Origin of the sequence: Streptomyces sp. NPDC090083, from assembly GCF_044747445.1 — a bacterium.
Classification (GTDB): Bacteria; Actinomycetota; Actinomycetes; order Streptomycetales; family Streptomycetaceae; genus Streptomyces.
This window is the reverse complement of record NZ_JBIVED010000011.1, coordinates 247652-271838: the sequence shown is the minus strand read 5'-3', so window position 1 is coordinate 271838 and position 24187 is coordinate 247652. Positions and strand designations below refer to the sequence as shown.

At 72.0% G+C, this 24187-nt stretch carries 26 protein-coding genes; 14 read left to right on the top strand and 12 right to left on the bottom strand.

The annotated features are described in order from the left end of the window. Window positions 1–59 precede the first annotated feature (59 nt). The 3 genes from ACIPTO_RS33260 (at window position 60) to ACIPTO_RS33250 (ending at window position 2641) form a co-directional block, all read left to right on the top strand. The gene (locus tag ACIPTO_RS33260; RefSeq protein WP_401198324.1) at window positions 60–812 is read left to right on the top strand and encodes a DUF4232 domain-containing protein; all 753 of its coding nucleotides are present in this window, start codon (window positions 60–62) and stop codon (window positions 810–812) included. Between the two features lie 67 nt (window positions 813–879). Then, on the top strand, window positions 880–2130 hold the full coding sequence (locus ACIPTO_RS33255) for an arsenic transporter (protein WP_366324379.1): 1251 nt from the start codon (window positions 880–882) through the stop codon (window positions 2128–2130). Between the two features lie 16 nt (window positions 2131–2146). Then, window positions 2147–2641: a universal stress protein gene (locus tag ACIPTO_RS33250; protein ID WP_401198322.1), complete on the top strand. Its 495-nt coding sequence runs from the start codon at window positions 2147–2149 to the stop codon at window positions 2639–2641. 3 nt (window positions 2642–2644) lie between these two features. Here the strand turns inward: ACIPTO_RS33250 and ACIPTO_RS33245 are convergent, their stop codons facing one another. After that, window positions 2645–4450 carry a ricin-type beta-trefoil lectin domain protein gene (locus tag ACIPTO_RS33245; RefSeq protein ID WP_401198320.1) on the bottom strand — a complete coding sequence of 602 codons (1806 nt, stop codon included), beginning with the start codon at window positions 4448–4450 and terminating at the stop codon, window positions 2645–2647. 292 nt (window positions 4451–4742) lie between these two features. After that, window positions 4743–4958: a hypothetical protein gene (locus tag ACIPTO_RS33240; RefSeq protein ID WP_401198318.1), complete on the bottom strand. Its 216-nt coding sequence runs from the start codon at window positions 4956–4958 to the stop codon at window positions 4743–4745. Between the two features lie 68 nt (window positions 4959–5026). On the opposite strand from ACIPTO_RS33240, the gene ACIPTO_RS33235 reads away from it, so the two are divergent. Next, window positions 5027–5806 carry a phytanoyl-CoA dioxygenase family protein gene (locus ACIPTO_RS33235; RefSeq protein WP_401198316.1) on the top strand — a complete coding sequence of 260 codons (780 nt, stop codon included), beginning with the start codon at window positions 5027–5029 and terminating at the stop codon, window positions 5804–5806. A gap of 76 nt (window positions 5807–5882) precedes the next feature. On the opposite strand, the gene ACIPTO_RS33230 is transcribed toward ACIPTO_RS33235, so the two are convergent. Beyond that, window positions 5883–6854 (bottom strand): aldo/keto reductase, encoded by a 972-nt coding sequence (locus ACIPTO_RS33230; protein WP_401198314.1) that lies wholly within the window; start codon window positions 6852–6854, stop codon window positions 5883–5885. A 499-nt stretch (window positions 6855–7353) separates the two neighbouring features. Here ACIPTO_RS33230 and ACIPTO_RS33225 point away from each other — a divergent pair, with 499 nt between their 5' ends. From ACIPTO_RS33225 to melA, 4 genes are read left to right on the top strand one after another with little or no spacing between them, the layout of a single operon-like run. Beyond that, window positions 7354–8637 (top strand): ABC transporter substrate-binding protein, encoded by a 1284-nt coding sequence (locus ACIPTO_RS33225; RefSeq protein WP_401198312.1) that lies wholly within the window; start codon window positions 7354–7356, stop codon window positions 8635–8637. Window positions 8638–8660: 23 nt separating this feature from the next. Beyond that, window positions 8661–9623, top strand: a complete 963-nt coding sequence (locus ACIPTO_RS33220; protein ID WP_401198310.1) for a carbohydrate ABC transporter permease — start codon at window positions 8661–8663, stop codon at window positions 9621–9623. Then, the gene (locus ACIPTO_RS33215; RefSeq protein WP_401198308.1) at window positions 9620–10438 is read left to right on the top strand and encodes a carbohydrate ABC transporter permease; all 819 of its coding nucleotides are present in this window, start codon (window positions 9620–9622) and stop codon (window positions 10436–10438) included. The genes ACIPTO_RS33220 and ACIPTO_RS33215 overlap by 4 nt, the downstream gene beginning before the upstream one ends. Before the next feature lie 39 nt (window positions 10439–10477). Continuing rightward, window positions 10478–11797, top strand: a complete 1320-nt coding sequence (melA, locus tag ACIPTO_RS33210; protein ID WP_401198306.1) for an alpha-galactosidase — start codon at window positions 10478–10480, stop codon at window positions 11795–11797. Window positions 11798–11806: 9 nt separating this feature from the next. Here the strand turns inward: melA and ACIPTO_RS33205 are convergent, their stop codons facing one another. Together ACIPTO_RS33205 and ACIPTO_RS33200 are read right to left on the bottom strand one after the other, a co-directional pair. Beyond that, the gene (locus ACIPTO_RS33205; protein ID WP_401198304.1) at window positions 11807–12340 is read right to left on the bottom strand and encodes a flavoprotein; all 534 of its coding nucleotides are present in this window, start codon (window positions 12338–12340) and stop codon (window positions 11807–11809) included. A gap of 9 nt (window positions 12341–12349) precedes the next feature. Next, the gene (locus ACIPTO_RS33200; RefSeq protein WP_401198302.1) at window positions 12350–12808 is read right to left on the bottom strand and encodes a nuclear transport factor 2 family protein; all 459 of its coding nucleotides are present in this window, start codon (window positions 12806–12808) and stop codon (window positions 12350–12352) included. Between the two features lie 118 nt (window positions 12809–12926). Here ACIPTO_RS33200 and ACIPTO_RS33195 point away from each other — a divergent pair, with 118 nt between their 5' ends. Then, complete coding sequence (locus ACIPTO_RS33195; RefSeq protein WP_401198300.1) at window positions 12927–13490, top strand: TetR/AcrR family transcriptional regulator; 564 nt, start codon at window positions 12927–12929, stop codon at window positions 13488–13490. Between the two features lie 2 nt (window positions 13491–13492). Here ACIPTO_RS33195 and ACIPTO_RS33190 read toward each other — a convergent pair whose 3' ends face one another. After that, the gene (locus tag ACIPTO_RS33190; RefSeq protein ID WP_401198298.1) at window positions 13493–14167 is read right to left on the bottom strand and encodes an FMN-dependent NADH-azoreductase; all 675 of its coding nucleotides are present in this window, start codon (window positions 14165–14167) and stop codon (window positions 13493–13495) included. Between the two features lie 68 nt (window positions 14168–14235). Here ACIPTO_RS33190 and ACIPTO_RS33185 point away from each other — a divergent pair, with 68 nt between their 5' ends. After that, on the top strand, window positions 14236–15105 hold the full coding sequence (locus tag ACIPTO_RS33185) for a sigma-70 family RNA polymerase sigma factor (RefSeq protein ID WP_401198296.1): 870 nt from the start codon (window positions 14236–14238) through the stop codon (window positions 15103–15105). A 68-nt stretch (window positions 15106–15173) separates the two neighbouring features. Here the strand turns inward: ACIPTO_RS33185 and ACIPTO_RS33180 are convergent, their stop codons facing one another. After that, entirely contained in the window at window positions 15174–15365 is a 192-nt protein-coding gene (locus ACIPTO_RS33180) for a ferredoxin (protein WP_401198294.1), read from the bottom strand. Window positions 15366–15378: 13 nt separating this feature from the next. Beyond that, window positions 15379–16602 carry a cytochrome P450 gene (locus tag ACIPTO_RS33175; RefSeq protein ID WP_401198292.1) on the bottom strand — a complete coding sequence of 408 codons (1224 nt, stop codon included), beginning with the start codon at window positions 16600–16602 and terminating at the stop codon, window positions 15379–15381. 468 nt (window positions 16603–17070) lie between these two features. Between ACIPTO_RS33175 and ACIPTO_RS33170 the strand changes: the two genes are divergently transcribed. Then, a complete protein-coding gene (locus tag ACIPTO_RS33170) occupies window positions 17071–17520 on the top strand; it encodes a nitroreductase family deazaflavin-dependent oxidoreductase (protein WP_401198290.1) in 450 nt (149 codons plus the stop codon). A 77-nt stretch (window positions 17521–17597) separates the two neighbouring features. Here ACIPTO_RS33170 and ACIPTO_RS33165 read toward each other — a convergent pair whose 3' ends face one another. Continuing rightward, window positions 17598–18632, bottom strand: a complete 1035-nt coding sequence (locus ACIPTO_RS33165; protein WP_401198288.1) for a cation diffusion facilitator family transporter — start codon at window positions 18630–18632, stop codon at window positions 17598–17600. Between the two features lie 105 nt (window positions 18633–18737). Here ACIPTO_RS33165 and ACIPTO_RS33160 point away from each other — a divergent pair, with 105 nt between their 5' ends. Further along, window positions 18738–19040 carry a DUF4235 domain-containing protein gene (locus ACIPTO_RS33160; protein ID WP_366324257.1) on the top strand — a complete coding sequence of 101 codons (303 nt, stop codon included), beginning with the start codon at window positions 18738–18740 and terminating at the stop codon, window positions 19038–19040. A 24-nt stretch (window positions 19041–19064) separates the two neighbouring features. Here ACIPTO_RS33160 and ACIPTO_RS33155 read toward each other — a convergent pair whose 3' ends face one another. The 3 genes from ACIPTO_RS33155 to ACIPTO_RS33145 form a co-directional block, all read right to left on the bottom strand. Continuing rightward, complete coding sequence (locus ACIPTO_RS33155; RefSeq protein WP_366324255.1) at window positions 19065–19457, bottom strand: VOC family protein; 393 nt, start codon at window positions 19455–19457, stop codon at window positions 19065–19067. A gap of 151 nt (window positions 19458–19608) precedes the next feature. Beyond that, window positions 19609–20076, bottom strand: a complete 468-nt coding sequence (locus ACIPTO_RS33150) for a pyridoxamine 5'-phosphate oxidase family protein (protein ID WP_401198285.1) — start codon at window positions 20074–20076, stop codon at window positions 19609–19611. Window positions 20077–20080: 4 nt separating this feature from the next. Continuing rightward, window positions 20081–20812: a helix-turn-helix domain-containing protein gene (locus ACIPTO_RS33145; RefSeq protein WP_401198283.1), complete on the bottom strand. Its 732-nt coding sequence runs from the start codon at window positions 20810–20812 to the stop codon at window positions 20081–20083. 133 nt (window positions 20813–20945) lie between these two features. On the opposite strand from ACIPTO_RS33145, the gene ACIPTO_RS33140 reads away from it, so the two are divergent. After that, window positions 20946–22436 carry an APC family permease gene (locus ACIPTO_RS33140; RefSeq protein ID WP_366324249.1) on the top strand — a complete coding sequence of 497 codons (1491 nt, stop codon included), beginning with the start codon at window positions 20946–20948 and terminating at the stop codon, window positions 22434–22436. 19 nt (window positions 22437–22455) lie between these two features. Continuing rightward, entirely contained in the window at window positions 22456–24087 is a 1632-nt protein-coding gene (locus tag ACIPTO_RS33135; RefSeq protein WP_401198280.1) for an amidohydrolase, read from the top strand. The last annotated feature ends 100 nt before the right edge of the window (window positions 24088–24187 follow it).

The window sequence follows — 24187 nt, the reverse complement described above, 5'->3', positions numbered from 1 at the left end:
CATCGGACCCTATGACAGCGCGCGAGGCGCTGAGCGATGAACTTCCAGGAGTGTCGAAGATGGCTAACTCGTCCCCGTCCCTGCGCCGGGCGGCCCTGCTCGTGAGCGCCGTCGCCGCCCTGGGCCTGACGACGGCCTGTGGCGGTGGCAGCGGCACGGTGAGCAGCCCGCAGACCCAGTCGGGTACGGCCGCGCCCGCGGGCGGCGACACCACGGCCGACGGGTCCGGCACACCGGCCGCCACCTCCAGCGGCACCGGCTCCGCCACCGGTTCGGCCCCGGCCGCCTCGGGTTCGTCGACCTCGTCCTCCTCCGGCTCCGGCGGTTCCTCCGGCTCCGGCAGCTCCGGCGGTTCCGGCGGTACGAGCACCAACTCCGGCACGCCGAGCAGCAGCCGGTGCCACACCTCCGAGCTGAGCGCGAAGGTCGGGGGCAACGACCCGGGCGCCGGGCAGGAGAACTTCCCCATCGTCCTGACGAACGCGTCCGGCCGTACCTGCACGGTCCGCGGCTATCCCGGGGCCGCGTTCGCGAGCGCGTCCGGCGCGCAGCTGGGCCCGGACCCGCAGCGCGCGACGGGCACGACCGTCACCACCGTCACGCTGAAGCCGGGCCAGAGCGCCTGGGCCGGGCTGTCGTTCTCCAACCCGGAGATCAGCGGCGCGAAGACGGCGACCCCCGCCACGCTGGTGGTCACCCCGCCGGACGAGAAGGACCCGCTGAAGGTGAAGTGGACGAACGGTACGGTGCCCGTGTCGGGCAACGCATCCTCGGTGCGGCTGTCGGTGTTCAGCGCGGGGACGGGCGCCTGACCCCGTAGTTCGTGGTCCGGCCTGGTTTCATGGGCGTGCACCACTGATCGCGTCCTGGAGGACCGTCCTGAACACCCCTCTGGCGGAGACCCTCTCCGTCGTTCTGCTCGTCGCCGTCCTCGTGTGGGCCGTCGTCCGTCCCTTCGGGTGGCCGGAGGCGGTGATGGCCGTCCCGGCCGCCGGGATCGCCGTGGCCACCGGGGCCATCTCGCTGGACCACGCGCGGGCCGAGGCCGAGCAGCTCGGCCCGGTCGTCGGCTTCCTCGCCGCGGTCCTCGTGCTCGCCCACTTCTGTGATGTGGAGGGCCTGTTCAGGGCCTGCGGGGCCTGGATGGCGGAGTCGGCGAAGGGCAGTCCGAGCCGGCTGCTGGCGGCCGTGTTCGCGCTGGCCTCGCTGATCACCGCCGTGCTGAGCCTGGACGCCACCATCGTGCTGCTGACGCCGGTCGTGTTCGCGACGGCGTCCCGGATGGGCGTACGTCCCAAGCCGCACGTCTACGCCTGCACGCACCTGTCGAACACGGCCTCCCTGCTGCTGCCGGTCTCGAACCTCACCAACCTCCTCGCCTTCGCGGCGAGCGGCCTCAGCTTCACCCGCTTCGCGGGGCTGATGGTGCTGCCCTGGCTGGTGGCGATCGGCGCCGAGTACCTGGTGTTCCGGCGCTTCTTCGCCCGCGACCTCGCGACGGCGGCGCCCGCACCGGTCTCCGGCGACAAGCCCGAGCTGCCGGTGTTCGCGCTGGCGACCGTCGCCTGCACCCTCGCCGGGTTCGTCCTGACCTCGGCGGTCGGCATCGACCCCGCGTGGGCCGCGTTCGCGGGCGCGCTCGTCCTCGCCGGGCGGGCGATGCTCCGGCGGCAGGCGACCCCGATGACGGTGGTGCGGGCGGCCGCCCCGTCCTTCCTGGCGTTCGTGCTGGCGCTCGGCATCGTCGTGCGGGCCGTGGTCGACAACGGGCTCTCGGACGCGCTCGGGCACCTGCTGCCCGGTGGCACCGGCATCGCGGCCCTGCTCGCGATCGCCGCCCTGGCCGCCGTGCTCGCGAACCTCATCAACAACCTGCCGGCCGTCCTGGTCCTGCTGCCGCTGACCGCGCAGTCGGGGCCCGGGGCCGTGCTCGCCGTGCTGCTCGGGGTGAACATCGGGCCGAACCTGACCTACGCCGGTTCGCTCGCGACGCTGTTGTGGCGGCGGATCGTGCATCAGCACGAACACGACGTGGATCTCAAGGAGTTCACGAAGCTGGGGCTGATCGCCGTGCCGTCGGCGCTCGTCCCGGCGGTGGTGGCACTGTGGGTGTCGCTCCAGGTTCTCTGACACCGAGGGAGGCCGAATGCGTGTGATCGCCTGGCTGGTCGAGGGCACATGGCCCGCCTGCGTGGACGCCGTACGGACGCATGCGCCGGGGGCGGACGAGGTGGTGCTGCTGCATGTCAGCGGGCCGGACGTGCCCGGCGTGGCGCACGGGGCGTTCGCCGGGCTGCTCGGCCGGGGTGGTCCGGCGCGGGATCCCGGGACCCGGGTGGAGGACCTGGGCAGCACGTCGGCGGCGGAGCTGCTGGAGGCCGCCGCCGAGCGGCTGGGGCGGCCGTGCACCCGGATGGAGCGGGCCGGGCGGGTCGAGCGCGAGGTGGTGGCCGCGGCCGGGGACGCGGATCTGCTGGTGCTGGCCCGCGACGGCGACCGGGCCCGGCTGGGCCCGCACAGTCTCGGTCCCGCCGTGCGGTTCGCCGTCGATCACGCGCCCTGTCCGGTGCTGCTGGTGTGGCCGGAGGCGGCGCCCGGTATCTCCACGATGCCGCCACCGCCGCCGCACCACCACCACTGAGGGTCAGCGCCCGCCGTATCCGCCGCCGCCCCAGCCACCGCCTCGGCCGCCGCCCTGCCCGTTCCCCTGGCAGTACGACGGGTAGTAGTCGCAGTAGTCCATGGTCGGGGCCGCGGTGGTGGGCGTGGACCGCGGGGTCGACGCGGTCGGGGTCGGTGTCGGGGTGGGCGTGGCCGTCGGGGTCTTCGAGGGCGCCGGGGCCGACTTGGTGGTGGGGGTCGGCGAGCCGGTGCTGTCGGTGTCCCAGTTGACGACCTGCATCTGCGGGTCGGCCTTCGACGTGTCGAAGACCCAGCGCTGCGGCGACCCGTCCGCCCGCGTCTTCAGGACGAGCGCGCCGCCGCCGTCGGTGGAGGCGGGGGCCAGGGCCAGGTCCTGGTTCCAGCGCGGGACGAGGATGCCCTGCAGCGTGAAGTCGTAGCGGATGTTCTTCGCGGTGGCCGAGGACGCGGCCGTGCAGGGCGCGAGTTGGACCTCGAAGGCGAGGTGCGAGTCGAGGCAGAGACCGGGGTCGGCGGTGCTGCGCAGCTGGCCGTCCGTCTCGTAGGACCACTGCTGGCCGGCCGCCGAGGAACACTTCTGCAGCGTGGCCTCGACGCCCTGGCGGGGTTTGTTGTCGGCGACGCCGATGCACAGACCGGACTCGACGTTGTGCAGCCGGCCGCTGAGCGTGCCCTGTGTGGTGTCGTTCTTGCCGACCCAGGACGGGTCGGCGGATTCCTTGCCGGTGCCGACGGCGCCCGCCGACTTGCTCTCGGTGCCGGTCCTGTCGCCGCCCGAGCCGCCGATGGACGACCACAGCACGAGCGGGAGGACGACGAGACCGCTCACGGTCAGCACGGCCACGGCGAGGTTGCGGCGGCGGACCCGGCGGGCCGCCTTGTGCGCCGATCTGAGTTCGCCGCGCCGCGGGCCGGGGCGCACCGCGAGTTCGGTGGAGGCGTCCGGCGCCTCGGGGGGCAGCGGACGGCTGCCCGCCCTGACCTCCAGGTAGGCGCGCGCGCCCCAGCCGAGGACCGCTTCGGCGAGTGCGATGCCGAGCCCGGCGTTGAACTGGTTCAGCTGGTCGGCGGTGTACCGGCAGTGCTTGCAGACGCTGAGGTGCATCGCGAGGTCGGGGTCGACCTCCGCGCCGCCGCGCCGGAAGGTGACGTCCAGCAGCCGGATGTAGCGCTGGCACTCGTCGTCCTGGGCGAGTTCGCGGTGGACCTGGAGGCACTCCTCGCGCAACCGGCCCCGGGCGCGGCCGAGTTCGACCTCGGCGCCGTCTTCGTCCAGGCCGAGCAGCCCGGCGGGTGTCGCGAACGGCTCGGACTCGACCTCGATGTGCCAGAGCAGGGTGCGGGCCGACTGGGGCAGCCGCTGGAACGCCCGGGAGAGCAGGCGCCGTTCGGGCACCGGCAGCAGCCGGGCGGCGACCCGGTCGCCCTCTCCGGCCGCCGAGCGCAGGTCCGGGTGGAGCATGTCCTGCCGGCCGTCGGTGACCCATTCCGCGGCGATCCGGCGCACGGTGACGAGGACTTGGGGACGCCAGGCGGCGGTCGGGCCCGACTGCCGCAGGGATTCTCCGAAGAGCCGGGTGAATGCGGCCGTGGTGAGCATTCCGGCGTGGTGCGGTCCGTCGGTGCACAGCCGCGCATAGGAGAAGGCCGCTTCCCAGTGCCGGTCCAGGAGTTCACCGACAGGCTGCAGCGCGGGCGTGGTCCCCGTCCACTTCTTCAGCTCGGCGCTGAGCTGCTCGTCCGTCACTTCGAAGTGGTGAGCGGAACTCGGGGAACTCGGGGAATTCGAGGGACCTGGGTCCTTCACGGCTGCATTCCTCCAGGTGAAACGCGGAATTCGGTCCATACCGGCGGGTATGCGACCGCGTCGACAGGTCGACAAAGTCCACCCGTCCGATTGACGGCGTCCCGGACGTCCGCCTGGGGCAGCTCTTTTGAAGCAAGGGGGGTGACGTACGGGAGCGGCCTCGAGCGCGCGGAGGGGAATCATCCATGTGCCCGCGCGCCGACAGGCACACCTTTGCACAGGTCAGCGAGGCGGAACAAGGTCTGCCTCGGTTTTGTGCATTGCGGTCCGGGCCTCGCTATTTGACGAATCGTCAATCAGGCTCGTAATGGGATTGCCACCGTATCCGCACGGGAAATCCGGAAACCATTGACCGGGGGCCGCCGGGACCACCGCGCGCGACGGGCACCGGGACGCCGTTCTTCCGGTTTTCCCAGGTCATGTTCCGGCCGCCCGGCGCTTTGCCGGACGGGACGGCGAGGTCACGGCGGCCGGCGACTTCCACAACGCGACCGATGGCGAAGTTCATGCCGAACCAATAGGCACGCGCCTCTCCTCCTGAGACCGTGGTGTGACATCTCACCGAGGAGGTCCCGTATGACGGCCACGGACATCGGCGCGTTCGAGGAGGACGGGTTCACGGTCGCGCACGGATTGTTCACGTACGACGAAATCGACCGGCTCTGTGCGGAGTTCACGGCGCTGCACGCGGCCGGCCCGGTTCCCGGGCACTTCGCGCCGAGCGTTTCCGACGATCCCCTCCGCACCCATCCGCGGGTGATGCACCCGCACGAGATCAGCGAACTCGCCCTGCGGTTCCTCCTGGACCGGCGGCTGCGGACCGTCCTGGAGCGGCTGTTCGGCGAGGAGGTGCTGGCGGCGCAGAGCATGTTCTACTTCAAGCCGCCCGGGGCGCGCGGCCAGGCGCTGCACCAGGACAACTTCTATCTGCGGGCCGAGCCGGGCACCTGTGTGGCCGCGTGGATCGCCTGCGACGAGATCGACCGGGAGAACGGCGGCCTGGAGGTCGTGCCCGGCACCCATCGCATGGACCTGTTCTGTCCCGAGGAGGCGGACGCCGGTGTGTCCTTCGCGCGGGAGTACGTGCCACCGCCGCCGGGGCTCACGGCCGTGCCGGTCGACATGTCGCCGGGAGACGTCCTGTTCTTCAACGGCAGCCTGGTGCACGGTTCGCAGCCCAATCGCAGCGCGGACCGCTTCCGCCGTTCGTTCATCGGGCACTACGTGGGCCGCTCGGCCGAACGCATCGGGAGTTTCTACCGCACGAGGTCGATGAGCGGGGAGCGGGTGCCGCTCGCGGAGAGCGTCGGTGCGGGGCCGTGCGGCACGGAGTTCGCACCGCACGGCCCGCACTGACGGATCGTCAAGAAGCGCTAGGAACAGCCCTGTTGGACGATGTCAGGAGATCCGGAGGACGCCTTGCCGCACCGCGTCAGGAGTGCCCGCTGATCGCGTGCGGGGTGTAGGGCCGCTCCAGCTCCTCCACCTCCTTGTCGCTCAGCTCCAGTTCGACGGCGGCCACCGCGTCCTCGATGTGCCGCGGCTTGGCCGCGCCGACGATCGGTGCGGCCACCGGGCCCTGGTGCAGCAGCCAGGCGAGGGCCACCTGGGCGCGCGGGACGCCCCGGTCGCCGGCGATCCGTGTGACCGCCTCGACGATCGCGCGGTCGCCGTCCTGGTAGAGGCGGTTGCCGAAGTTGTCGGTGCTGCTGCGCTCGGTGGTGGTGCCCCAGTCCCGGGTGAGCCGGCCGCGCGCCAGCGGGCTCCACGGCAGCACCCCCACGCCCTGGTCGGCGCAGAGCGGCAGCATCTCGCGCTCCTCCTCGCGGTAGAGGAGGTTGTAGTGGTTCTGCATCGACACGAACTTCGTCCAGCCGTGCCGCTCGGCGATGTGCTGGTGCTTGGCGAACTGCCACGCGTACATCGAACTCGCCCCGATGTAGCGCACCTTGCCCGCCTTCACCAGGTCGTGCAGCGCCTCCATCGTCTCCTCGACGGGGGTGTGCGGGTCGGCGCGGTGGATCTGGTAGAGGTCGACGTAGTCGGTGCCGAGCCGCTCCAGACTGTGGTCGATCTCGGACATGATCACCTTGCGGGAGAGCCCGGCGCCGTTGGGTCCGGGGCGGGTCCTGCCGTGCACCTTGGTGGCGAGCACGACCTCGTCACGGCGGGCGAAGTCCTTCACCGCCCTGCCGGTGATCTCCTCGCTGGTGCCGTCGGAGTAGACGTTCGCCGTGTCGAGGAAGTTGATCCCGGCCTCCAGCGCCTGCCGGATCAGCGGGCGCGACGCCTCCTCGTCGAGGGTCCACTCGTGGGTGCCGCGGTCCGGGAGGCCGTAGGTCATGCAGCCCAGCGAGATCCGCGAGACGTCCAGACCGGTCGAACCGAGCTTCACGTACTGCATCGTTGCTGCTCCTGCCTTCGAGTTCGGTACCGCTTCGGAGCGTACGACTTCGCGGGTGCTCGAAGCGGCGCGTGTGCGCGCACCCTTGACGAGTGGCGCGGCCGGGCGCTTTGATCCTGGACGTGCCCGCGCTCGCCGCGGGGTACGCAGAGGTGCGCCCAGCCGGTAGCGGACGCGTTCCAAGCCCGGCCACAGTCGCCAGGACCTCGGCTCCATCCGGTCCGAGGCGGGGTCGTACCCGCGATTGATGGAGCGGACATGCCCGTCAAGGGTGTCTTCCGCGTCGGAGGTCCCGGGACGGCCGTGGTCCCGACCTCGTGCGGAACCTCGACCACTGCTGCGCCACAACGGCCGTCACGCCCGGCACCGAGGAGCCCGTCGCGCCCCGCGCCCGGCACGGGGGCGTACGCCAGGGCCTTCGACGACCGGGTCATCTCCGTCGAGTACCCCGGTTCCGCTCCGCGCACGGTGCGGTGAGGAGGCCGTGACGGTGAACGGGATGTCACGTCGTGGGCTGCTGCTCGGGGCCGCCGCGATCGGGGCCGCGAGCGGGTGTGCGGGCGGTGCCGGGGACGGGGTCGGGGCGGACGGCCGGGTGACCGTGGAGCTGTGGCACGGGCAGTCCGACACGGGCCGCAAGGCGGTGGAGGCGCTGGTCGGCGAGTTCAACCGGACCCATCCGAAGATCCGTGTGGACGCGGGCGGCGGCGGGGTGCTGGCCGACGCGATGCTCCAGAAGGTGACCGCCTCGCTGGCCGCCGGGTCCTACCCGGACATCGCCTACATCTTCGGCTCGGACCTCGCGAGCGTGGCGCGCAGCCCGCGCGTCGTCGACCTGACGTCCGCGATGCGCGAGGGGCCGACGCCGTGGAACTCCTTCTGGACACCGGTACGGGACGCGGTCACCGTCAACGGACGGGTGCGGGCCGCGCCCGCGGTGCTGGACTCGCTCGCCGTGGTCTACAACAAGAGACTGTTCCGGCAGGCCGGGCTCGACTACCCGCGGCCGGGCTGGAGTTGGGACCAGTTCACCGACACCGCGCGGAAGCTGACCGACCACGGCCGGGGTGTCTTCGGCACCGGCTGGCCGGCCGTCGGCGACGAGGACACGGTGTGGCGGGTGTGGCCGATGCTGTGGGATCTCGGCGGCGAGGTCGTCGCCCCGGACGGCAAGCACATCGGCTTCGCCGACCAGGGGGTACGGGCCCTCGGGACGCTCGCCCGGCTCGGCCGGGACAAGAGCGTGTACCTCGACACCAAGCCCGGCAGCGAGCAGCTCTACCAGGTGTTCCTCAACAGCCGGATGGCCATGGTCGCCACCGGCCCCTGGGAGCTGCCCGACATCATCACCGCGAAGATCGACTACGGGGTCGTGCCGCTGCCGACGTACAGCGGGCACGCGGTCACCATCTCCGGGCCCGACACCTGGACGGTCTTCGACAACGGCTCGGCCCGGTCCCGGGCGGCCGTGGAGTTCGTGCAGTGGATGAACTCGCCCGCGCAGGACGTGCGTTGGGACCTCTCGGCGGGCGGGCTGCCGCTCAGCACGGGGAGCGCGGCCCGGCCCGAGTGGCGGCGGCACAGTGCGGGGACGGCCGGGCTCGACGTCTTCACCGACTCCCTGCGCTCGGCCCGGGTACGGCCGGTGCACGCGGCGTATCCGCAGATCTCGCAGGCGTTGGGCGAGGCGATCGTGTCCGTGCTGCTGGGCCGGGACTCCCCCGAGAAGGCGCTCCGCTCCTGCGCCGACAAGGCCGACGCGGCCCTGCTGATCCCCAGGTGACCTCCTCCTTCCGGGAGACCCCGATGTCCGCACTGCCCCGCGCTCTCACCCTTCCCGCCCAGCCCACCGCGAACGCCGAGGCCGCGCGCCGCGCCGCCCGCCGTCGTGCCCGTCGGGAGCGGTCCACCGCCTGGGCGTTCGTCGGCCCGTCCGTGGTGGTGATCCTCGGGCTGAGTGTCGTGCCGGTCGTCTGGTCGCTGCTGCTGTCGTTCCGCGCCGACGACCTGGTCACCCCCGGCCGCTGGGTCGGCCTCGACAACTACCGCGCCCTGGCCCAGGATCCCACCTTCCGTACGGCGGTGGGCAACACGCTGCTGTACGCGGCCCTGTACGTGCCGCTGAGCCTGGTCGGCGGCCTCGCGCTGGCGCTGGCGCTGAACCGCCGGATCCGGCTCATCGGGCTGTACCGCACGCTGGTGTTCATCCCGTTCGTGGTGTCGGCGACCGCGCAGGGCGTGCTGTTCTCCTTCATCCTCGACCCGGAGTTCGGCGTCGCCAACGCGCTGCTGCACCATCTCGGCGTCTCCGCCCAGGGGTTCCTGTCCGACCCGGACCAGGCGCTGTACCTGCTGGTGCTGATCTCGCTGTGGAGCGGGGTGGGTTTCTGCGTCGTCGTGTATCTGGCCGCGCTCCAGGACGTGCCGCCCGAACTCGTCGAGGCCGCCCGCATCGACGGCGCAGGCCGGGCGCAGGTGCTGCGCCACGTGATCCTGCCCGCGCTGACGCCGGTGACGGTGTTCCTGCTGCTGTGGCAGCTCATCACCTCGCTCCAGGTCTTCGACCTGATCTACGTGACGACCAAGGGCGGCCCGCTCGGCTCGACGACGGTGATCGTCTACTTCGTCTGGCAGCAGGCCTTCCAGACGTTCACCGCGGGCTACGGCGCCGCGTCCGCGTACGTCCTGGCGGTGGCGCTGCTGGTGGCGGGCGGCGCGCTGCGGGTCGTACGGCGGCGGCAGGGCCGTACCGGAGGAGGGGTCCGGTGACGGCGCGGCGGGCGAGTGCGTGGCATCTGGTGCTGGCGCCGCTGGCGTTGTGCTTCGCGCTGCCGTTCGTGTGGCTGCTGCTCAGCTCGGTGATGTCGGACGCGGAGATCAACCGCTTCCCACCGGCCTTGTGGCCCAGGGGGATCGACCTCGGCGGCTACCGGTATGTGCTGGGCAACGCGATGTTCCCGCGCTGGTTCGCCAACTCGCTGATCGTGGCGTCGGTGGCGGTGGTGTCGAATCTGCTGCTGGGGTCGCTCGGCGGGTACGCGTTCGCGCGGATGCGGTTCGCCGGGTCGCGGGTGCTGCTGGGGCTGATGCTGGCGACGATGGTCGTGCCGTTCCAGCTGACGATGATCCCGACGTTCCTGGTGATGAAGTGGTTCGGGCTGATCGACTCGCTGGGCGCGCTGATCCTGCCGTCGCTGGTGACGCCGTTCGCGGTGTTCCTGTTCCGGCAGTTCTTCCTCGCGCTGCCCCGGGAGATGGAGGAGGCCGCCTGGATCGACGGGTGTTCGCGGCTGCGTGTGCTGTTCTCCATCGTGATGCCGCTGGCCCGGCCCGCGCTCGCCACGGTCGCCGTCCTCACCTTCCTGTCCACCTGGAACGACCTGTCGTGGCCGCTGATCGCCATCAACCACGACACCCGGTACACACTCCAGTTGGGCCTGACGACGTTCCAGGGACAGCACCACACCCAGTGGTCGGCGGTGATGGCGGGCAACGTCATCACGGTGCTGCCGGTCCTGGTGGCGTTCCTGCTCGCGCAGAAGACGTTCATCCAGTCACTGACGTCCAGCGGGCTCAAGGGCTGAGCCGCGCCTCTCCGACTCCGTTTCCGCGAAAGGACCTTGATGACAGACGGCAGCGCTGTGAAGGTGGCCTTCATCGGCGCCGGCAGTGTGGTGTTCACACAGGGCCTGCTGGCCGACCTGTTCGCCTTCCCCGAACTCGCCCACGCCCGGATCGCGTTGCACGACATCGACCCGGAACGCCTCGCGACGGCGGAGGGCGCGGCCCGTCACATCGCCCGCGTGCGAGGCGCCGAGCCGGGGATCACCGCCCACCTCGACCGCGCGGCGGCGCTCGCGGACGCCGACTTCGTCGTCAACATCGTCCAGGTCGGCATGAACGAGGCCACCCGCACCGACTTCGCGGTCCCGGCCCGCTACGGGCTGCGCCAGACGATCGCCGACACGCTCGGCATCGGCGGCGTCTTCCGCGCGCTGCGCACCTTCCCGCTGCTCCGGTCACTGGCCGAGGACATGGCCGAACTCTGCCCGGACGCCCACCTGTTGAACTACACCAACCCGATGGCGATGAACCTGCTCTACCTGAGCCGCATCGCCCCCGCCCTGAAGGCGACGGGCCTGTGCCACTCGGTGTACTGGACGATGCACGACCTGTCCCGGCTGATCGGCGTCCCCTTCGAGGAGGTGACCTACCTGGCCGCGGGCGTCAACCACCAGGCGTGGGTGCTGCGTTTCGAGCGGGCCGGGCGGAACCTGTACCCGCTCCTCGACGAGACGGTCGCGAAGGACCCCGAACTCCTGCGCCGCGTCCGCGTGGACATGTACCGCAGGCTCGGCCACTACCCCACCGAGACGAGCGAGCACTCCGCCGAGTACGTCCCCTGGTATCTGCACCACCCCGGGGAGATCGAGCGGCTGCGGATCCCGGTCGGCGCCTACCTGGAGATCATCGAGGAGAACACCGCGAGCTACGAACGCACCCGCGACGCCCTGGCCGCCGGCATCCCGCTCCCCGTCGAAGGCACCCTGGAGTACGCCCCGCAGATCATCCACAGCATCACCACCGGCACCCCCCGCACGGTCTACGGCAACGTCCCGAACCGCGGTCTCATCGACAACCTCCCCGCCGACTCGGTCGTCGAAGTCCCCTGCCTGGTCGACGCGTTGGGCGTGCGGCCGACCCGGATCGGTGCCCTGCCCCCGCAGTGCGCGGCCCTCAACAGCGCCTACGTCTCCGTCACCGACCTGGTGGTCCGCGCGGCCACCGAGGGCGACCCGCGCCACATCCGGCACGCAGCGATGGCCGACCCGGCGACGGCGGCGGCGCTGCCGGTCGAGCGGATCTGGGACCTGTGCGACGACCTCGTGACGGCCCACGGGGAGCTGCTGCAACCGGAGTTGCGGGCGCTGCTCGGACACTGACGGCGGCGGTCAGCCCCGGTCGAGCAGGGCCAGCCCCGCCTCCCAGCCGAACTCCGGCCGCCCGCCGTCCTCCTGGACCTCGCCGGAGTACGGGTCCCCGAACCTCACGCCCATCCCGCCGAGCCGCACCAGGCTGGCCCGGTAGGCGGGATGGGCGGCCAACGCCTCGCCCACGCACGGGAGTACGGCGACCGGGACCCCGAGGCCGCTCGCCTCGCACAGGGTGCCGAGCGCGAGGGTGTCCGCCGTACCGGCCGCCCATTTGTTGATCGTGTTGAAGGTGGCGGGGGCCACGAGCACGGCGTCCGGGGGCGGGAACGGGCGCGGATCGCCGGGGGTGCGCGCGGCGGACCGGATCGGGCGGCCGGTCTGCGCCTCGACGGCGGGGACGTCGAAGAAGCCGGACGCGGCCACCGGGGTGGCGATCACCCCGACCTCCCAGCCCGCCTCCTGGGCGGCGGCGATCAGCCGGCCGACGCCGGCGGCGATCCCGGCGGCGCAGACGACGACGTAGAGGAAGGGCCTCGGGCGCTGTTCGGTCATCCGGGGAGCCTACTGAAGCGGGAAGGACCGGCCGCGCTCCTCCTCGGGCCGGGTCCCGAGGATCCGGCGGTCCCGCTCCTGGATGGCGAGGTCGTTGATGCTGGCCTCGCGGCGGGTCATCAGGCCGTGTCCGTCGAACTCCCACAGTTCGTTGCCGTAGGAGCGCCACCACTGCCCGTCGGTGTCCTGGCACTCGTACTGGAAGCGGACGGCGATGCGGTCGCCGTCGAAGGCCCACAGGTCCTTGCGCAGGGCGTACGCGCGCTCGCGGGCCCACTTCGCGGTGAGGAACTCGACGATCTGCGCGCGGCCGGTGACGAAGGTGTCGCGGTTGCGCCAGACGGAGTCCTCGGAGTAGGCGAGCGCCACCCGCTGCGGGTCGCGGGTGTTCCAGGCGTCCTCGGCGGCCTGGACCTTCTGGGCGGCGGTCTCCCGGGTGAAGGGCGGAAGGGGCGGGCGGTCGGCCATGGTCGTCTCCGGGGGCTCGGTTCCAGCAGGCGGAGAACGTGCGTTCTCCGAGGTGGCTGCTAACGTAGAGAACGCACGTTCTCCAGTCAAGGAGCAGTCGGTCGAGGAGTGGTGTCGAGTGGTGCCGGTCACGGACAGCGCGGTCGCCCGGGAGCGGGCGCTCGACGCCGCCGAGGAGCTGTTCTACGGGCGTGGCGTCCAGGCCGTCGGCATGGACGCCGTCCGCACCGCCTCCGGACTCTCCCTCAAGCGGCTCTACCAGCTCTTCCCCGCCAAGGAGGAGTTGGTGGAGGCCTACCTCGAACGGCGGGACCTGCGCTGGCGTGGACGCCTCGCCGAGCACGTCGAGCGGCACACCGATCCGCGGGAGCGGATCACGGCCGTCTTCGACTGGCTGGAGGAGTGGTTCGGCGAGGCCGGCTTCCACGGCTGCGCCTGGATCAACGCGTACGGCGAGCTGGGCGCCACCTCGGAGCGGGTGGTGGCCCAAGTACGCGCCCACAAGCGGGCGTTCCGCGCCTACCTCGCCGGTCTCGTGGCGGACGCGGGACTGCCCGAGGCGCTCGCCGGACAGCTGTTCCTGCTGGCCGAGGGCGCCATGGTCACGGCGGGCATCACCGGGACCACGGAGCCGGCGGCGGAGGCGCGCGAGGCGGCCCTCGCCCTGTCGCGTCCCGACTGAGGTCAGACGGCGGCGAGTTCCGTGAGCACGGCGCGGGCTCGGTCCAAGGAGGCTGCCGCTAGCCCCTCCAGACCGGCCAGTTGAGGCATGACGTCGACCCGGGTCAGCTCGGCGGCGACGAGGTGGAGGTGCTCCGGCGGTACGCCCAGATTGCCGAAGTAGGCCCGCAGGTACGGCGTCTGGAAGTCGAAGTGCTCGCGCGGGGTGCCGGGGCCGTAGCCGCCGCCGCGTGCCATGACCGCGATCACCCGGGTGTCCCGCAGCAGGCTCTCGCCGGTGTCCGGGTCGGTGAGCGCGCCGGGGAAGGTGACGCGGTCGATCCAGGCCTTCAGGGCTGCGGGCACGGAGAAGTTGTACATCGGGACACCGAGCAACAACGTGTCGGCGCCGAGGAGTTCGGTGACCAGTGGCACGGTCAGCGCCCACTCCCGTCGCTCGTCCGCGGTCTCGATCAGCGCGGGGACCTTGGCGGGCGGGACGAATCCCTCACGTTCCACGCGGCGGCCGAGGGCGGTGTACGCGGGGCCGAGCGGCGCCACGGGGTCCGCCGTCAGGTCGCGGTGCCGGTGCTCCGCCGTGCCGTGCGCGGTCCGCCACGCGCGGGCGAAGCTCTCGGTGAGCCGCCTGGTCACGGAGTCGGCGGTCGGGTCGGCGCTGGAGTCGATGTGGAGCAGCATGGTGTGGTCACCTCGGTCGGTTCCGGTTCGTCGGACAGGTGACGGAGCACGACGAGGAAAGGTGACCCATGCGGGGGCACGACGAGCTGGCGGAGCGGTTCGAGGAGCGGCGCGGGCGGCTGCGGGCGGTGGCGTACCGGATGCTGGGTTCGCCCGGCGAGGCGGACGACGCGGTGCAGGAGGCCTGGCTGCGGCTCGGCCGTACCGGCGGCGACGGCATCGACAACCTGACCGCCTGGCTGACCACGGTCGTCTCCCGCGTCTGCCTGGACATGCTCCGCGCACGCGCGTCCCGGCGGGAGGACCCCTACGGCGACGAGCTGCCGGAGCCGGCCGCCGGCGAGCTGCCCGAGGACGAGGCCGTGCTCGCCGACTCGGTGGGGCTCGCACTGCTGGTGGTGCTGGACACGCTGGGGCCCGCGGAGCGGGTCGCGTTCGTGCTGCACGATCTGTTCGCGGTGCCGTTCGACCGCGTCGCGGCGGTCCTGGACCGCTCGGGGCCCGCCGCGAAGAAGCTCGCCAGCCGGGCTCGGCAGAAGGTGCGGGGCGTGCCGGCGGTGCCGGGCGCCGAACTCGACCGGCACCGGGAGGTCGTCGAGGCGTTCCTGTCCGCCGCGCGGGGCGGTGACCTCGGAGCGCTGCTCGACGTGCTCGCCCCCGACGTCGTCCGGCACGCCGACCCCGCCGTGCTGCCGCCGGGCGTGGCAGACGAGCTGCGTGGTGCCCGGGCGGTCGCCGAGGGGACGGTGCTGCTGCGGGACCGTACGCGCTGCGCGGCCGTGGCCCTGGTCGACGGGGACGTGGGCATCGTGGTCGCTCCCGGGGGACGGCTGCTGCTCGCGCTCCGGGTGCGGGTCGAGGGCGGCCGGGTCGCCGCGTACGAGGTGGTCGCGGGGCGGGAGGAGTTGCGCGGGGTCGCGGTGGGGGTGCTGGGGTGACCGGGGCGGGCGGCGGGGGTGGCCGCGCCCGGCGGACCGGTCACCCCCGCCGAGCGGGGCGGACCCGCTCAGCCCACCGTGATCGCGCTCACCGGGCAGGCCCGTGCCGCCTCCTTGAGCATGGGGTCGTCGGTCTCCTCCTTGCCCGGCAGCACCATGCTGTAGCCGTCGTCGTCCTGGGTGAAGACGCCCGGGGCGGCCAGCGCGCACTGGCCGGCCCCGATGCAGACGTCCTTGTCGATGTGGATTTCCGTGTGCATGGGGCGCAGCCTCTTACCAGGTCACGGGGAGTTCCAGCATCCCCTGGATCGTGTCGCCGGGTTTGAAGGGGATCTCCTCCGCGGGAACGGCCAGTCGCAGCGTGGGCAGCCGGTCGAAGAGGCTGCGCAGGGCGATCTCCAGTTCGGCGCGGGCCAGGTTCTGGCCGAGGCACTGGTGGATGCCGAAGCCGAAGGAGAAGTGGTGCCGGGTGGGCCGGTGCCAGTCCAGGTCGTCCGGGGCGGTGTAGACGGCCTCGTCCCGGTTGATGACCGCGGTCGAGAAGAGCACGCCTTCGCCCGCCCGGATCGTCGTGCCGTCCACCTCGATGTCCTCCAGGGCGATCCGCATCAGCCCGTCCACGATGGACAGCGACCGCATCAGCTCCTCGACCACGTCCGGCACCAGGCCGGGATCCGCGCGGAGTTCGGCCAGCCGCTCGGGGTGCCGCAGCAGTGTGAAGGTGCCGAGGGAGATCATGTTGGCGGTCGTCTCGTGGCCCGCGACGAGGAGGATCACCGCGAGGGAGATCAACTCCGCGCGGTCCAGGGCTCCTTCGTTCAGCTGCTCGCGCACCAGCTCGTCCAGCAGTCCGTCGCCGGGTTCCCGCTGCTTGCGGTCGATCAACGCACCCAGATACGCGTCGAGTCGGTCGCGTGCGTCCTGGCTGTCCTCGGCCCTCGGGCCGCGCAGCAGGCGCCGGGACTGGGCCTCGAAGAACTCGTGGTCGGCGTACGGGACGCCGAGCAGCGCGCAGATCACCATCGACGGCACGGGCAGCGCGAACGCGGACACCAGGTCGGCGGTCGGGCCCTGCGCGATCATCGCGTCGAGCCGTTCGTCGACGATCCGCTGGATGTCGGGGCGCATCACCGTGGCCCGCTTGACGGTGAAGGCGGGGATCATCATCCGCCGCTGGGTGCGGTGCTTGGGGTCGTTCTCGCCGAGCAGGGCGATCCGCCGGTACCGGACCGCCGCGAACCGTGGGTTGGTCGCGGGGAAGTCGGGGTGGGTGCGGTCGGAGGACAGCCGCTGGTCGGCCAGCAGCGCTCGGGCGGTGGCGTGCCCGGTGACCAGCCAGGTCTCGCGGCCGTCGAAGAGGGTGACGCGGGAGAGGGGGCGGTCGGCGCGCAGGGCGTCGTAGCCGGCGGGCGGTTGGTAGGGACAGGTGCGGTCCTGGGGGAAGGCGACGGGTTCGGTCCGGTCCTTCGGTTCCGTCAGATCCGTCAGATCCGTCATGGAAGACCTCGCAGACGAAGGGTGCGTCGTACCGATCTTCATTAGATGCCCGAGGCACCTATGGAGCCACCGGAAGTTCGGCCAGATCGGTGGTGCCTACAATCTGGCCGAACCTGATGGTCCGGGCCTGATCGGTGCTCCCCGTCGCGGCGCGGCGGGGCGTCGCGCGCCGGTGAGCGGAGTCCCGACGTCCGCCTCTGCGGAGGCCAGGCGCCCCGGCCCGGCCGCCCTTGGCCACACGATGACGGACGGTCAGCGGGCCCCGGACGGCCGGTCATCGAAACGAACCTGGCTCGATACGGCCGTCCGGTGGGCGCGCCGGTCAGCCGGATCTCGCCGAGCCCGGACACGTCGTCACCCGGTGGAGGGGGTATGGCCGAAGGGAGCCGAGGTAAGGATGAAACACGCACCGACCGGTGTTGACGCTCGGTGCGAGACAGCCGTAGAACGCGAGATGGGACGAATCACATGCCTCTTGAGGGCGAGTACGAACCCAGCCCGTCGCAGTGGGTGCGCGACCAGGTCGAGCTGTACGAGAGCTCCGGCGGCACCAAGGGGACGACGTTGGCGGACACGGGCATGCCCGTCATCCTGCTGACCACGGTCGGCGCCAAGAGCGGGAAGATCCGCAAGACCCCGCTGATGCGGGTCGAGTACGACGGGGTCTACGCCGTCGTCGCCTCGCAGGGCGGCGCGCCCAAGCACCCGGTGTGGTACTTCAACGTCCAGGCCGACCCGCACGTCGAGCTCCAGGACGGGCCCCGGAAGTGGGACCTCACGGCCCGCGAGGTCACCGGCGACGAGAAGGCCACCTGGTGGGAGCGGGCGGTCGCCGCGTATCCCCCGTACGCCGAGTACCAGACGAAGACGGACCGGCAGATCCCCGTGTTCGTCCTCGAAGCACCCGACGGCAGCTGAGTCCCGGAGACCGGCCGGACCCGGCGAACTTTTCCCGTCCCGGGCGCATGAAGCCGTGACCGCCGGGCATCCGACCGTCAGGCCCCGCCGCGCTCCCCCGTCGCGGCGGGGCTTTCCCGTGCCTCCTTCTCCGCCGGCCGGTCGGTGATGTCCAGGAAGATCTCGCCGGCCTCGGGCACCGCCCGGCCGAGGGACCTCTTGATGCGCACGGAGACCTCCTCGACCCGCTCGCTGTCCATGCCGGGGACGAGGTCGATCCGGGCGGCGACCATCGTCGAGTCGAGGCCCATCCGCATCGTGAACAGCGCCTCCACACTGTCGATCTCGGGCTCGGCGGCCAGCAACTCCCGGATCCGGTGGGCCAGTTCGGGGTCGACGGCCTCGCCGATGAGCTGGTCGCGGGCGTCCCGGCCCAGCCGGTAGGCGACGTAGCCGAGGAGCACTCCGATCGCGAGCGAGGCGGAGGCCTCCCACACCACCTGGCCGGTGATCATGTGCAACGCCATGCCGATGATGGCGAGGGTCACGCCGAGCACGGCGGTGCCGTCCTCGGCGACGACGGTCCGCAGCGCGGGGTCGCGCAGCGCCTCCCTGCCGCCGCCCTGGGCGCGCACCTGGTGCAGGGCTCGCAGCAGGGAGACGCCCTCCACGATCAGGGACACGACGAGCACGGCCAGGCCCACGACGTACCCCGTGGACGTCTCCTCGGCGCCGTCGCGCAGGGCCTCGACGCCCTGGAAGACGGAGAAGCAGCCGCCCATCACGAAGATGCCGACGGCCGCGAGCAGCGACCAGAAGAACCGCTCCTTGCCGTAGCCGAAGGGGTGCCGGTCGTCGGCGGGGCGCCGGCTGCGGCGCAGGGCCGCGAGGAGGAAGACCTCGTTGAGGCTGTCGGCCACGGAGTGCGCGGCCTCGGAGAGCAGCGCGGGCGATCCCGCGACCAGACCGCCGACGGCCTTGGCGGCCGCGATGACCAGGTTGGCGGCGAGCGCGACGAGGACGGTGACCCGGGTCTTGCGGTCGCTCGCGCCATCGGGTTCCCGGTCCGCCGATGCGTCGGTTTCGTGATCCTTTTTGCGGTCAGACTCTTGGTCGGCAGGTGCGTCGCTCATCTTCGCCGACTGCCCCTGCAGGTGCTGCCCACACCCTCTACCGGAGGCCCGCTTTCGGTGACACCGTCGGGGTGCCGGTCCGCTCGTCCGCAGAAGGAGATCCAGGTGGCCAAGACCAAGAAGATGAAACTCCCCCTCCTCTACCAGCCCGTCGGTCTCGTCCTGGGACTGGTGAGCGGCGCCCTCGCGGGACGTGCCTTCCGGTCCGCGTGGAAGGCGATACGGCACGAGGACAACGCCCCCGACCCACTGGACCGGGACCGGGGCTGGGCCGAGATCCTGCTCGCCTCGGCGCTCCAGGGCGCCCTGTTCGCGGTGGCGCGCAGCGCTGCGGACCGCACCGGCGCGAAGGCGATCGAGCGCTCGACCGGAGTCTGGCCGGCGAAGGACAAGAGCGGCCGGGAGTGAGCCGGCCGCCCGGAGCCCGCCCGCTCAGCCCTGATCGGCGGCCGCGGGCGGCACCGGGCGGAGGGTGAAGGTGTGACCGGCCGGGTCCGCGTACACGCGTTCCTCGTGCGGGCCCGGCATGTCCTTGGTCTCCACCGGGCGTCCGCCGAGGCCGATGATCCTGCGCTCGGCCTCGTCCAGGTCCTCCACCAGGAAGTCCAGGTGGAGCTGCTGGTTGCTCTCGGAGCGCGGCCACAGCGGCGGGGTGGCGCTCAGGTCCCGGCGGAACGCGAGCCGCGTGCCGTCGGCGCCGCGTATCTCCACCTGGTCCAGACTGATGTCGGTCTGCTCGCCGTCCAGCAACTCCGTGTAGAACGCGGCGAGTTTCTCGGGATCGACCGCGTCGAGCACCAAGAAGCTCGCATTCACCAGTGCCATCGTGTTCCTCCGGGGATTGGGGCGCGCAAGGGTCGAGTCCGGTTGCGACGCACCCAACGGATATCCCGCTTCGGCCAGTTGATGCCGAGAACCACGGTCGATCGGTGAACGTGCGCGGACGGCGCGGCCATGCCTCTCGCCGGCAGTGGGCTCAGTCGGCGGCCGGCAGCCACTGCCCGTCGCGCATCAGGTCCCGCCCGGTCAGCTCGTTCGCCTCCCGCCAGGCCTGTACACGCTGCGGTCGGATCCTGAAGTACAGGTAGGGCGTGGTGAGTTGGCGCGGATCGAAGCCGGTCCTCGCGGCGAAGACCTCGGCGTCCTCCTCGGGCAGTTCGGCCGCCGTCAGCGTCACGACCGTGCCCTCGATCAGGACGACGTCCCGGGTCGGTCCGACGGCGAGCCGGGCGACGCCGGTCGAGGCGAGGTTGCGGCCGGTGGGACTCGCGGCCGGGGTCGCGAACAGCAGGGTGGTGCCGTCCCACACGAACGACAGCGGTACGAGATAGGGCGCTCCTCCCTCCTCCCCCGCGGTGGCGACCCAGGCGTCCTCGTCGTCCTGGAGCCGGCGGAGGGTGTCCTGCTTGCGCTGCTTCGCGGTGCGTGCGGGCTCTGGAGTCATGGCGTCAGTCTGCCGTCCGGTCCCCGGCCGCCGCGCGGATCTCGGCGAGGCGTGCCGCCGCCGCGGCGAGCAGCAGGTCGAGGGCGGCCGGGTAGGAGCTGGACCGCATGGTGGACACGAGATGCCGGGACGTCGCCGCGATGTGCGGGTGCGTGTCGGCGGGCAGCCGCGCGTACGTCGCCTGCCATACGGCCGCCTCCGCCTCGCGGGCCGGTTTCGGCAGCGCCGTGTTCGCGGAGTCCAGGGCGCCGAAGGCGAGGGCCTGGTCGACGTAGGCGTGGTAGATCCGCACCGCCTCGGCGTCGGGGAACCCGGCCCCGCGCAGCACCCCGACGATCGTCTCCACGGCCTGGATCTCGTATCCCCGCCCGGTCACCCGGTGGGAGCTGAGCACCGCGGCCCGGGGGTGTGCGAGCGCCCCGGCGTGCATGCGCAGGCCCAGGTCCCACAGGTCGGCGCGCCAGTCGCCGGTGGGCCGCCAGGTGCGCAGTGTCCGGCCGATCAGTTCGTCGGCGACGGCGAGCATCAGCTCGTCGGTGTGCCGGAAATAGCGGTACAGGGAGCTGGGATCGGCGCCGAGGGCGCGCCCGAGCCGACGTACGGACAGGGCCTCGGTCCCGTGATCCTCGATGAGCCTGAGGGCGGTCTCGACGATGAGTTCCTCGGACAGGACGACGCCCTGCTTGGTGGGACGCCTGCGCTGCCGGGCGGCGGCCGGGACGACACGCTCGCTCATGGGGCACCTCCTCGATGGTCCGTCCGGGTGCCCGCACCTTACGACAACACCGTTGACCTGTTAAATGCGCGGGCAGTTTCATGTGCGTTCACCGGGGCCGTTCGGGCCCCCCGGTGCGAGCGGAGAGCACGCCATGAACGACACGCCACCCCCGTCGGGGCCCGCACTGCGCAAATCCCTCGGCCTGCTGGACGGCGTCGCCATCGCCGCGTCCAGCACCGCCGCGACCACCAGCATCGGCATCGGTCTCGGCGTGACCGCCGGGGTGGTCGGGCTGCATCTGCCGGCCATCATGCTGCTCGCGTTCCTGCCGATCCTGGGCATCGCGGGCGCCTACTCCCGGCTCAACCGGGTCGAGCCGAACGCGGGCAACGGCTATGTGTGGGTGGGCCGTTCGCTCACCCCGTGGCTGGGCTTCCTGGTCGGCTGGGTGAACATCGTCGCCACCATCGCGTTCCTCGCCTACACCACGGCGGTCACCGGCTCGGCGATGATCCAGCTGGCCGGAGAGGCCGGAGTGCACCGGGTCGCCGGCCTCGCCCTCGACCCGGGCTCGACGGCCCAGACGACGGCCGTGGGCATCCTGGTCCTGATCGCCGTCACCCTCACCGCCGTCACCGGCGTCCGCACCGCCGCCCGCCTCCAGACCGGCCTGCTGATCTTCGAGTACGCCGTCCTCCTCGGCTTCTGCGCCTACGGCATCGTGACCGGCCCGCACTCCTTCAGCCTGAGCTGGTTCGACCCGTTCGCGATCCCCTCGGCGTCGGCGCTCGCGCAGGGCCTGCTCCTGTCGGTGTTCTGCTACTGGGGATTCGAGGCCGCGTTCACGGTGAACGAGGAGGTCCGCGACCCACGCGACGCGTCCCGGGCCGGTCTGATCACCCTCGTGACAATGCTGGGCCTGTTCCTGCTCGGTTCGATCGCCTTCCAACGCGTCCTGTCCGAGGACGAGTTGGCCGGCCACGGCGCCCAGGGCCTGGCCTACTTCGGTGACCGCCTCGCCTCCCAGCCACTGGCCGCGCTCCCCCTGGTCGCCCTGATGTTCTCGGCGGTCGCCTCCCTCCAGGCCGGTGTCATCCCCACCGCCCGGGGCATGTTCGCGATGAGCCGCGACCGCACCCTCGGCCCGGTCTGGGGGAAGGTCAGCGCCCGCTACGGCACTCCGGCCCTCGGCACCCTCCTGATCGGCGCGCTGGCGACGGCGGTCGCGGCCCTGGCCCTGGTGATCCCGCGCCTGGCCGACATGATCATGGCCACGGTGAACGCCGTGGGAATCGTCGTGGCCCTCTCCTACGCCCTCACCGCCCTGGCCGCCGCGGTCCGCTTCCGCTCGCTCCTCCGGGAGGACTGGCGGCAGGGCCTGCGCGCGGTCGTGCTGCCCACGCTGAGCGCCCTCTCCCTGCTGGCACTGGGCGGTTATCTCGGCTGGTCCTTCTACACCTCCACCGACCACCTGGAAGTCAGCGCGGACAACGGCTGGTTCCTGCTGCTCACCCCGCTGGCGATGGTCGCCTCCGGCTTCCTGGCCGCCGCCTGGGCGAAGTGGGTCCGCAAGTCCCCGTACTTCCAGTCCGGCCGAGGCACCGACGCCGACGCCCCGCAGCTCCTCGCCACCTCCCGCTGACCCCGCAAGGATTCGAACCGTGCACGCAGATCTCCTCTTCACCGGCGGCCCCGTCCTCACCCCCGAGGGCCGCACCGCCACCGCCGTGGCCGTCACCGGCGACCGGATCACCGCCGTGGGCCGTGCCGAGGTCCACGACGTCGCCGGGCCGGACACCCACGTCGTCGATCTGGCGGGGCGGCTGCTGCTGCCCGGGTTCCAGGACGCGCATGTGCACCCGGTGCCGGCGGGACTGGAGCTGACCCAGTGCGATCTGACCCGGGCCAGGACGGCCGAGGAGACGATCGCCGCCGTACGGGCCTACGCCGACGCGCATCCCGAGCGGGAGTGGATCACCGGGGGCGGGTGGTCGATGGAGGCGTTCGAAGGGGGCACGCCCACCAAGGAGTTGCTGGACTCGGCCGTACCGGACCGCCCGGTGTATCTGCCCAACCGCGACCATCACGGCGCCTGGGTCAACAGCCGGGCCCTCCGGCTCGCGGGCATCACCCGGGACACGCCCGACCCGGCGGACGGACGCATCGAGCGGGACGCGTCGGGCGAGCCGGCCGGGACGCTCCAGGAAGGGGCGATGCAGCTGGTGGGACGCCTGACCCCACCGGCCACACCGGCCGACCGGCTCGCCGCGCTCCTGCACGCCCAGCGCCATCTGCACGCGCTCGGCATCACCGCCTGGCAGGACGCGCTGGTCGGGGAGTTCCTGGGCATGGACGATCCCTCGGACGCGTATCTCGCCGCCGCCCGGGACGGCTCGCTCACCGCGCGGGTCGTCGGCGCGCTGTGGTGGGACCGGGAGCGCGGCGCCGAGCAGATCCCCGAACTCGTCGAGCGGCGGGCCCGGTTGAGCCACGGCCGGTTCAGCGCGGGCAGTGTGAAGCTGATGCTCGACGGGGTGGCCGAGACCGGCACCGCCGCCCTGCTCGACCCCTATCTGGACAAGTGCGGCTGCGCCACCGCCAACCGGGGAACCAGCTTCATCGACGCGAAGCAACTCCCTTCCTATGTGACCGAGTTGGACGCGCTCGGCTTCCAGTGCCACTTCCACGCGCTGGGCGACCGGGCCGTACGGGACGCGCTGGACGCCGTGGAGGCGGCACGGGCGGCGAACGGGCCCAGCGACACCCGGCCGCATCTCGCGCACCTCCAAGTGGTGCACCCGGACGACGTGGCGCGCTTCGCGCGGCTCGGCGCGGTGGCGAACATCCAGCCGCTGTGGGCCGCGCACGAACCGCAGATGGACGAACTGACGATCCCGTTCCTCGGGCCCGAACGGGCCGTGTGGCAGTACCCGTTCGCGTCCCTGCTGCACTCCGGGGCGCGGCTCGCGGCGGGCAGCGACTGGCCGGTGAGCAGCCCCGATCCGCTGCAGGGCATCCATGTCGCGGTCAACCGGGTCGAGCCCGGGGGCACGGGTCCTGTGTTCCTGCCGGGCGAGCGCGTCGACCTCGCGGCGGCGCTCACCGCGTACACGGCGGGTTCGGCGTACGCGAACCACCTGGACGACACCGGGCGGGTCGCGGCGGGGGCGCTGGCGGATCTGGTGGTCCTGGACCGTGATCCGTTCGACGTTCCGCCGGAGGAGATCGGCACGACGCGGGTAGCGCTTACCTACGTCGGCGGCGAAGAAGTGTACGCAGCTCAGGAGGCGTGAGCAGTAACGGGGATCACGATCGGGACGCGGTGTCGATCATCTAGGCTCTGGGCAGTCTCGTTCCGCTTGCGGAGCCAACTCGCGCACCAGGAGGCGTAGT